Origin of the sequence: Microcoleus sp. S1D4 (genome assembly GCF_036700765.1) — a bacterium.
GTDB lineage: Bacteria > Cyanobacteriota > Cyanobacteriia > Cyanobacteriales > Microcoleaceae > Microcoleus.
Genome location: NZ_JAUBPP010000015.1, coordinates 1 through 9,555, shown reverse-complemented (window position 1 = coordinate 9,555; position 9,555 = coordinate 1). Strand labels below are relative to the sequence as shown.

At 47.2% G+C, this 9,555-nt stretch carries 6 protein-coding genes; 2 read left to right on the top strand and 4 right to left on the bottom strand.

Annotated features, from left to right (window positions below; all coding sequences use genetic code 11):
• Nucleotides 1–4,762 (top strand): FG-GAP-like repeat-containing protein (locus QT998_RS16610; RefSeq protein ID WP_333115762.1); only part of this gene is annotated, 4,762 nt, incomplete at its 5' end.
• Between the two features lie 207 nt (nt 4,763–4,969).
• On the opposite strand, the gene dprA is transcribed toward QT998_RS16610, so the two are convergent.
• The 3 genes from dprA to QT998_RS16595 all read right to left on the bottom strand — a co-directional run bounded on the left by dprA (nt 4,970) and on the right by QT998_RS16595 (nt 7,797).
• Nucleotides 4,970–6,121, bottom strand: a complete 1,152-nt coding sequence (dprA, locus tag QT998_RS16605; protein ID WP_333115760.1) for a DNA-processing protein DprA — start codon at nt 6,119–6,121, stop codon at nt 4,970–4,972.
• A 123-nt stretch (nt 6,122–6,244) separates the two neighbouring features.
• Complete coding sequence (locus QT998_RS16600) at nt 6,245–6,913, bottom strand: YdcF family protein (protein ID WP_333088814.1); 669 nt, start codon at nt 6,911–6,913, stop codon at nt 6,245–6,247.
• A 233-nt stretch (nt 6,914–7,146) separates the two neighbouring features.
• Nucleotides 7,147–7,797, bottom strand: coding sequence for a DUF2301 domain-containing membrane protein (locus QT998_RS16595; protein ID WP_333115758.1), 651 nt, complete (start codon nt 7,795–7,797; stop codon nt 7,147–7,149).
• Nucleotides 7,798–7,881: 84 nt separating this feature from the next.
• On the opposite strand from QT998_RS16595, the gene QT998_RS16590 reads away from it, so the two are divergent.
• Entirely contained in the window at nt 7,882–8,544 is a 663-nt protein-coding gene (locus QT998_RS16590) for a hypothetical protein (protein ID WP_333115755.1), read from the top strand.
• Nucleotides 8,545–8,675: 131 nt separating this feature from the next.
• On the opposite strand, the gene QT998_RS16585 is transcribed toward QT998_RS16590, so the two are convergent.
• The gene (locus QT998_RS16585; protein WP_333088820.1) at nt 8,676–9,431 is read right to left on the bottom strand and encodes a DUF561 domain-containing protein; all 756 of its coding nucleotides are present in this window, start codon (nt 9,429–9,431) and stop codon (nt 8,676–8,678) included.
• Between the last annotated feature and the right edge of the window lie 124 nt (nt 9,432–9,555).

Below are 9,555 nucleotides of genomic sequence, written 5' to 3'. Positions count from 1 at the left end.
TCCGACTCCAACTCCGACGACATCTGTCACTCCGACTCCAACTCCGACGACATCTGTCACTCCGACTCCGACTCCGACGACATCTGTCACTCCGACTCCGACTCCGACGACATCGGTCACTCCGACTCCGACTCCGACGACATCGGTCACTCCGACTCCGACTCCGACGACATCTGTCACTCCGACTCCGACTCCGGGAGGAGCACCGCTACCGCCCGATTCGGATTCGCCGACGCCGACACCGACACCAAACACTACAGGAACAAGCAGCCCAAACAGACCGATCGGAATACCGAAATCTAACGATCGGCCTCAATCTGTCGGAACTGTCGATCGAATTACTGATCTTAACGATCCCACGATAAGTTTTTCCCAAGCTACTTACAAAGTCAAGGAAAGTGCCACAGAAGTCGTTAAGCAAGAAATTACTCTCACTCGCACCGGGGATATAAGCAAAACTTCCAGGGCGTACCTACAACCTGTTACTGGTGGTTCAGCGACTTTGGGAAAAGATTGGAACTTTGCCTCCAATTACTCTGGTCAACTTACCTTTAACCCAGGCGAAGATACCAAAACTTTCACAGTTGATATCTTATCGGATGGTGAAGCTGAGGGAACAGAAGAAATCGCGTTTCGGATCGCTAGTGCGGATAATGCCAATATTGGCACTCAGAGCTCTACGACCTTGAAAATTTTGGATAAAGTTTTCACCAACGAACTCGCGGATCTGACGATACCTGGTTTTGTCGGCCCTAATGCGTGGGGAGACTTCGACAATGACGGCGATTTGGATCTGTTGGTGATGGAAGGAGGTAGTGTACAAAACAACTCATTTTCTTTTCCCCGATCGCAATACACCCCGAAAGTTTACAGCAACGACAACGGTAGCTTTACACCAGTTGATATAGGCCTGCCTACCGTTTACGGAGGTGTGATCCAGGAAAATGGGAAAGAGCATAATTCCAAACCTTCTGCTACATGGGGAGACAGCGACAATGATGGCGATCTCGATATCTTGCTCACAGGCGTAATTGATACTCCTCCACCAGACCCTTCTTCCATCCCTGGTGCACCCTACGTCCCAAGTTTTCCCTACACCCCCATCACCAGACTGTACCGGAACCAGAGGACTGATAGCACTCTTCCCGATTACCCAACCTCGATCGACCCCACTAAATTTACTCTAGACAGCAGGGTAAAGCTGCCTGGTATTTTCAACGGTTCCGCAGCTTGGGGAGACTACAACAACGATGGCAGAAAGGATCTCGTACTCACAGGTGACACGAGTTCAGGCTACATCGCCAAAGTGTTCCGCAACGAGCTTACTGGCTTTAACAACGGCAGTATCTTTTACTACGCCCTTACCTTTGAGGAGGAGACTGGGGCTAGCTTGCCCGGTGTTATTGGCAATGCGGCCTGGGGAGACTACGACAACGATGGCAAACCCGATATCTTGCTGACAGGGGACACCGCTGCACAAAGCGACCCCAAGTCAAATTACATCGCAAAATTGTATCGCAACACTGGCAATGGCTTTACCGAAAAGCCACTGCCGCAAAATCAAAACCCCCAAGAACCTATTATTTACGGTGCATGGGGAGACTCCAACAGCGATGGCAAACTAGATATCTTGCTTACAGGTGGAGCAGGTGGAGCGTCGCGTCCAAATGAATTGAACTACGGCCGTACCAGATTGCTCGGAAACAATAGCTATGGGGATACTACTAGCTTTCAGGAAGCTTATTACCAATTCGGGTATGGTGGTAGTCCCGGTGCTTGGGGAGACTACGACAACAATGGCAAGCTGGATATCCTTGTGACAGAAGTGGGTGGTAATCCGGGTTCCAGTGTCGCCCAAGTTTACGAAAAAAATGATGCTGGCACCAATTTTGAACTCCTCAAGGATGCAGGGCTGCCTGATAATGTTGCCAGCCCGAGTTCTTCGGGAGACTACGACAAGGACGGCAGACTAGATATTGCACTCACGACAAGAGATAATTCACCCGGTAGCAGTGACACCTTTGTCAAAGTCTACCGCAACAATACCCCTAATGCGAACACGCCACCCTCTGCACCTCAAGGTTCCAATTACCCTTGGATTACTCCCGAAGGAGTTATCTTAAGTTTGCCCGGAGGACAGGGGAATCCGATCGACGCTCAAACTCCAAATCAGGGTTTAAGCTATAACCTACAAGTTTGGACTACTCGTCCCAATCCCTCCTACGGTGGCGACCCTATTAAAGAGTACATTGTTGGCCCGATGTCCCTGGATGATGGAACTCGGCAAGTAGTGCAGTTGGGAAATGTCCATCAAGCCAACCCCAACAGCCCCAGCAATTCCTACTCGCCTGGTTGGCTGTTAAAACCAGATTACTTAATCCCTGAACAAACTTATAACTGGAGTGTACAGGCGATCGACGGTGCTTGGGCGGGTTCACCGTTTGTCGAAGGACAACCTTTTTCTTTTACAGCCCCTAATATCGAACCAACGCTGACCATCAGTGCTACAGATCCCAATGCTGCGGAAACCATCTTTCCACCCGAAGAACCCAATCCTGGAAAATTCACCATTACCCGTACTGGCAACCTAGCTAATGCGCTGAATGTCTACTACAGGTTCAAGGGGTTCGATGTGTCAGATGGATCGTATAGTAATCAAAACAACCTTGCTCTACCAGGTCCTGATTACGAATTAGTTTCAGATTCCGAACCCCCTCAGTTATTACCCACTAACCCGTCCTACGGCTATAACAACTTTGTCACCATTCCAGCGGGTCAACGCAGCGTCAACATGGTTGTCAATGTCCGCGATGACAGCCAAGTAGAGGGCGACGAAAAAGTAGTTATCACCTTAGAAAATACTCCCTACCCCCAAAAGATAGGCGAGTCATCTACTGCTACTGTGACGATCGCAGACAACGACCCCAACAACCCGCCGAAAATCAACTACGGCCCCGATACAACCCCTTGGCATCACGAGTTCAAGACAGTAAGCAATAACCCATTAACATTCGAGTACCAATTTCCGTCGAACACTTTCACTGACCCCGATCCAGGTGACACGCTTACCTACACAGCAACTCTGATGGACGGCAGTCCCCTGCCAAGTTGGCTCACCTTCAATCCAGATACCCGTACACTCAGTGGCGCAAGTCCCATACCGCAGGAGTTCAGGATTAAGTTAACAGCAACAGACAGGGCTGGCGCTACTGTCAGTGACGACGAGACGGGTCCATATTCGGGTAAGGGTATGTTGCTGCAATTTAGCAGCACCGGCGTAGTCATTGACGGTTACATAGAGGGTGCAACCCTCTTCCTCGATGCCAACAAAAACAGCATCCTCGACACCAACGAACCATCCACAATTACCGATACAGGCGGTAAATTCAATCTCAACATCCCCTTCGAGACTTTCGACACCAACAAAAACGGAGAAATCGACCCATCAGAAGGCAATCTAGTAGCCACAGGAGGCACTGACACCGCCACCGGCTTACCCCTAGAAACACCAGTCACCGCACCCCCAGATTCTAGTGTAGTCACCCTCCTAACCACCTTAGTCGCCGACTTAACCGACAAAGGAATTGCACTAGAAGAAGCCCAATCTTTAGTCAAAGCCGCCCTTGGACTCCCCGCTGAAGTTGACTTAACTAGCTTAGATCCGATCGCAGCCACCAACCAAAATTTACCAGGCGGAGTCCAAGTCTTATCCGCAATGGTGAAAGTCCAAAACTTCATCACCCAAACCAGCGCTTTGATTGACGGCGCTTCCAGTGCAGTCAATACCGATATTGTCAAAGCTGTTGTCAGTTCAATTACCGATCGAATTCAATCCAGTACAATCTTAAACCTCAGCAACGCAGCAGCCTTAGAACCAATCATTCAGCAAGCAGCCGCAAAAATTCAGCAAATAGACCCCAGTTTCAACAGTCAACAAATCACCCAAATTACCTCGCAAGCAGCGACAGTAATGGCAACAGCCAATCAACGCATTGATAGCGCTGTTTCCAACCCAACAGCTACATCAATTCCTGAATCAGTTGCCCGCGTCCAACAAGTAGCCTTGGGCCCGACAACTCAAGATTTCAAAGCAGTTGGTACGGGAAATAAACCAATTTCTCTGGTAGTTACTGAGAATACCGGTGCTGCTTTAGATAGCCGAATTCAAGCAGTAGTTTTACCAGTTGGCCTTGCGACTCCCGTTCTCACCGGCGATGCAGATTTGGGCAGCAATTCCCCGAATGCAATTCTCGGTACAAATGGCGACGATATCCTGATTGGCGACAGCGCAGATAATGTATTGATGGGCATGAGGGGCAATGATTCCATTGATGGAACTCTCGGAAATGACACTGTTTTCGGCGGCAAAGGTAGCGATACTTTGCTCGGAAGTGGCGGTGATGATGCCTTGTTTGGCAATCGCGGCGCTGACATTTTGAACGGCGATGATGGCAACGATATGCTTTACGGAGGTAAGGGAGATGATTTGCTGACTGGCGGTTTGGGAAGTGATACTTTGACGGGAGGAATGGGAGTAGATAAGTTCTTGCTTTCTGCGAATTCCGGTACTGATACGATCGCAGATTTTGAACTCGGTCAAGACTTGTTAGTATTGGGTAGCGGGCTGGATTTCTCGCAGTTGGCGATTAGTCAAGATAGCGGTTCAACATTAATTCGTTTGGCACAAACTGGGGAGATTTTAGCTTCTCTCAGCGGAGTTTCTGCTAGCAGTATTAGCGCTGCTAATTTCGGATTAATTTAAGATTGAGTTGGATTCAATCACTTGTTTTAATAGTCTGGCAGATCCCCCCTAACCCCCCTTAAAAAGGGGGGGGACAAGAATCTTCTCAAAGTCCCCCTTCTTAAGGGGGATTTAGGGGGATCTGGCCTCGGCGGTAAACGAGAGATCGAGAGGGTTTTAGATTTAAGTTGACACCAATGACCTAGCCTAAACCGTATTACTTCCACATCAGCAGCGCTGATAACGCATTCCCGGCAACTGCGAAACTAATCCCAACAATTCCAACTGCAAAAGTATACCAGAAACTGTTCCCGCTTCTAATCCCGCTGCTTCCACAATTGTGTCAAAAGAAATCGTCCCGGAGCCGATCGCACTTAACACCTTAGCCAATTCCGGCTCCAACGGCGGCGTGCGCTTCTCAACCGTCTGATTTGGCGGAAACAGCGACAACTGCTTGGCATTATCCAATTTTGGCATAGCTCCGAGCATTTCCAACAACCTGTCTTCGCTTAACAGCCGATCGCTATTCGGGAGAATTGGATGAGCACCTTTACTCAGCAACTCCAAACAACCAAAAGACCGCTCATCATCCAATCTTGCCGTCAAAACATACACATCCCGGCAAAAATCATTAGCTTGATAAGCAGTAATTAAAGCACCAGATTTGTGCGGAGCTTCTATCACAATTGTAGCCCGACTCAAGCCAGCAATTATCCGATTTCGGCGCGGAAAATTAGTTTTATTCGGTTGAGTTCCCGCCGGATATTCACTAATTGCCAATCCCTGCTGCAACAGGCGATCGCACAACCGCTCATTTGGCCTAGGATAAACAATATCAACCCCAGTACCAAAAACAGCCAAAGTCCGGCCACCCGCCTCCAAACAGCTTGTATGAGCCTCCGTATCAATTCCCGCAGCAAATCCCGAAACCACAGTAAAACCGTTTGTAGCCAAAGCCACACTAAATTTGCGAGTCCAGCGGCGGCCGTATTCCGAAGGACTTCGAGTCCCAACAATTGCCACCGTCGGCGTAATTCCGCGATTTTCCTTAAGGTCAACTAAACCACGATAGTACAGCACCGGCGGCGGATTGGGAATCTCTAATAACAAGCTGGGATAATCTGGATCGGCGGGTGTCCAAAAACAGGGATTTTTAATAAGATGTTGTTCAATAAATTCTTGGGGATTGAGTTTGGATCGTTCTTGCAAAACCGTTTCTATTGTCTGTTTCCCAAACCCTTCGACTCGCATTAAATCTACGGGCTTAGCCGTCCAAGCTGCTGCCAAACTAGGAAAGTGTTGGTGCAATCTTTGCAACAAAATTGGCCCGATACCGCTAATCTGCGACCATGCTAACCAGTAAGCGCGTTCTTCTAGCAACGACTTGCCCTCAATTGACGTGAAAATGTTTTTATCATTTTGGGTGGGATATAGATTTTTTTTAACGAACCGCAAAGGCGCAAAGAACGCGAAGGGAAGAAGGGGAAGAGTTAAAAAGAATGGCTAAGCTTTCCAATCGACAAAACGGGCGTAAATATAAGCTATGATTTCCCCAATTACTGTCCGAAAACCTTCGCTCGATTTCCACCATTCCTGCGGGTTATAATCTTGCGGTTCTGCAGCTATTATCCCAACTTTAATTTCAGGATGCAGCACTTCTTTAAAAACCATCCAACTTCTGCGGGCGTGAGGGCCAAAGGAATAGAGATTAATTGTGTCTACTTTTAGGGGCGATGCAGCCAGCCAATCTCGAAGGGCGATCGCAGAAGCGGCTGTGCGGTGTTTCATGACATTCGGTGCGGGTACGGCTACCAGTTTGTCCTTGTCAAATCCTAGGGCTATACAAGTCGCTGCTGTCAGTTCGGCATAATTTTTATATTCAGCGAGATAGTAGCCTTTATTTACTGGAATTCCAGTAGTAATTAATTGGCGGTATTCGCCTTTTTTGAATTCGGCGATCGCACTTTCGATCGCATAATCCGGCAACCACCCTTCGACAACCAATATATCTGATTTCAGCGGCGAATTTACCGCAAAAAATGGATAAATATTTGTGATAATTAAGACCATTGCAATGATTAATCCCGCGATCGCAATTACCCAACCTTCCCAGGTAATTGCCCACATTTCTCGGCGGCGGATCAGACTAATTTTGATTTGAGGTTTTCGCATTCTGGCAAAATTCCGATCGAGATAATTCTTGAGGATTTACGCACCAATGACTAGAAACCGGGTTTTTCTTAAACTACTTAGTTGCACCCCAAAGATGAGCTTACAAAACCCGGTTTCTTGAGTCCGAGTGCGCTCGCCAACCAATCTTAATAGAAATCACGCCAAAAAACTTAACTTGCGAGTGCACAATTAAATCCATTAAATCCGCTACTAAATCCGCTGCCGAACCTTCTCTACTGTTTTTGTTTGAGGTACTCAAAAACGCTCTTATCTCCGATGTCCTGCGGTATAGGTTGAAAGAACTTGCGGACTGCAAAAATGATGAACAATATTGCCCAAAATCCTAGCAACAACTGTTCGTTTTCCGGTGACAGAAAACCAAAAATATGTCCTAAAATCAACAGCGGAACTCCTGGAGTTAAAAACTTAGTTTCTAGGCGGTTGAAGCAAAAAGCTTCTTTAAAATAAATGCCATTTAATGCCGCAAAAGTAAAGCCAATTCCCCACAAAGTCGCTGGATTTTCGTACACTGTTAAAGCTAAAGGTTCGCTGCTTTGTAGGGCGACAAATACTGCTGCCGCGCCACCGATCGCCCAAAACGCCTGTAACGTTCGGTGCAGCGGAATCATGTAAATGTGAATAGTTGCTAAACTAACGCCTAAAGCTATCCAGAAACACGCAAAAACAGGCGTTAAAGCTTGGATTGCTGTTGGGTTGTCGCCGCTTTGCAACACCAGAGTAGCGCCCACCGCCAAACACAGCGCTGCCACTCCCAACCCGGCCCGGTAGATCAGCACTCCGGTGCGATCGCTTTGAGTAATCGTAAACTCGCCGAATTGCCCTTGATAGACTTCCAATTCATCGGGCGATTTCAGTAATTGCATCACAGCTTCCTCCTATCTATCAGACACGAATGTACTTCTGCCAAGATATACTTTATTAATTAACCAGTACAGCGGAACCGAGCGATGCCTAAATTTAACAAACCTCAACTTAACAAATCTAAAGTTAACAAGTCTAAATTTGACGATCGCCCAAATCAAACCAAACCTCTGCTTTCAGAATCAGAACTTCCTCCAGTCCAGCTTGATGAAACCATTGTAGCAGGCAGAAGACCGAAACCGTTCAACGACTTGCAGCGCTTGCTTGCCGAAATACCGGAATTGACAGGGGGGTTCAATCCAGAAGTGTTCGCCCAGTTTGCTGAAAACAACCCATTTAACGACAAGAAATTTGAAACCCAAATTAAAAAAATCTTAAGAAATAAAAATATTAATTCCACCCGCGACAATTCAATTAAATATCTAGAATACATCAAGCAACATATCCAATGTCCCTGCCAGGTTACGGGTATAGAAGAGTTTGAATGGGAAGAAGAGTATACAATGGGTTTGGGTAGCAAAAAAGAATATGCAAGGCTTAAAAAAACTCAACCTTCTTATACTGATAAATTCATAATTGACCGAGTTGAGGATTTTGTGGTTACTGAAGACGGCATTTTTGCCAGAGTGCAGCGCGTCGGCGATCGCAAAAGATTTATCTTGCTTTTAGCAGAGTTAAAAGCAGTCGATGTTATCTCCCCAAACCATCAGTTATTGCAAGATTATGCTGTGTGGTGGATCAACTATTAAAGTCGGGGAAGATGGGAAAAAAACCTTCTTCCTTCTTCCCTCTTATTGATGACTGATGACGGCAGGAGTCATGGTTAATCGGGAATTATATCTATTAAATCCCGCACATTACTCGTTGCCGAACTTCTTAATTAAATTGAAGCAGCAAAGTGCGATCGCTCTACTTTTGCCAAAGCTTCCACCAAACTGCGAACAGCAGCAATCATCGCCACTTCGCTATTAAGTTGGCTGACAGCAGAACCGACACCAATACCCGCAGCGCCCGCGCCAATAGCAAGCGGTGCGGTGACGCTGGAGATGCCCGAAGCGCAGAGTACGGGAACTTGTACGGCGCGGGAAATTTCAAAGGCTGCAGCCAAAGTAGGCGCTGCTTTTTCAATTAATCCTAAAGTTCCGGCGTGAATTGGTTGGGCGCTGGTGCCGCCTTCGGTTTGAATAATATTAGCCCCAGCTTTGACTAATTCTGTTGCTAACTGCACTTGTTTGTCGAGTGCCAAAATGTGGGGAACTGTGACAGAAAGCGTGATGTTCGCCAATAGCGATCGAGTTTCGCGAGTCAACTCCAAAACTTCCTCAGCTTCAAAGCGGCGGCCTAGTGCGTAGAAAGCATCAAAGTTGCCAATTTCAATCAAATCAGCGCCAGCTTCTACCGCAGCCACAAACTTTTGCGGTTCCACAGCCGATACACAAATTGGCAAATTTGTCAACTGTTTTGCCATCAATACCAAATCGCGATCGGCAGCAATATCGACAAATGTTGCACCGCCGAGATCCGCTGCTTTGACAACAGCCGCAACGTTGGCTGCATCAAAATTATTTAAACCGCTGATAATTTTCAAGGCGCGGCCTTGATCAAATGCGCGCTGCAATTTAGAATCTACACTCATCGTTAGTTTTCCAACTCAAAAAATTTCTTAGACTCATTTTGGCACGGATTGGGAATTGGGAATTGGGAATTGGGAATTGGGAATTGGGAATTGGGAATTGGGAATTGGGAATTGGGAATTGGGA

Excerpts from the sequence above, each read along its gene's own strand:
- QT998_RS16595 (WP_333115758.1), bottom strand. The coding sequence starts at position 7,797 with ATGCAATTACTGAAATCGCCCGATGAATTGGAAGTCTATCAAGGGCAA.
- QT998_RS16585 (WP_333088820.1), bottom strand. The coding sequence starts at position 9,431 with ATGAGTGTAGATTCTAAATTGCAGCGCGCATTTGATCAAGGCCGCGCC.
- QT998_RS16600 (WP_333088814.1), bottom strand. The coding sequence starts at position 6,913 with ATGCGAAAACCTCAAATCAAAATTAGTCTGATCCGCCGCCGAGAAATG.
- QT998_RS16590 (WP_333115755.1), top strand. The coding sequence starts at position 7,882 with ATGCCTAAATTTAACAAACCTCAACTTAACAAATCTAAAGTTAACAAG.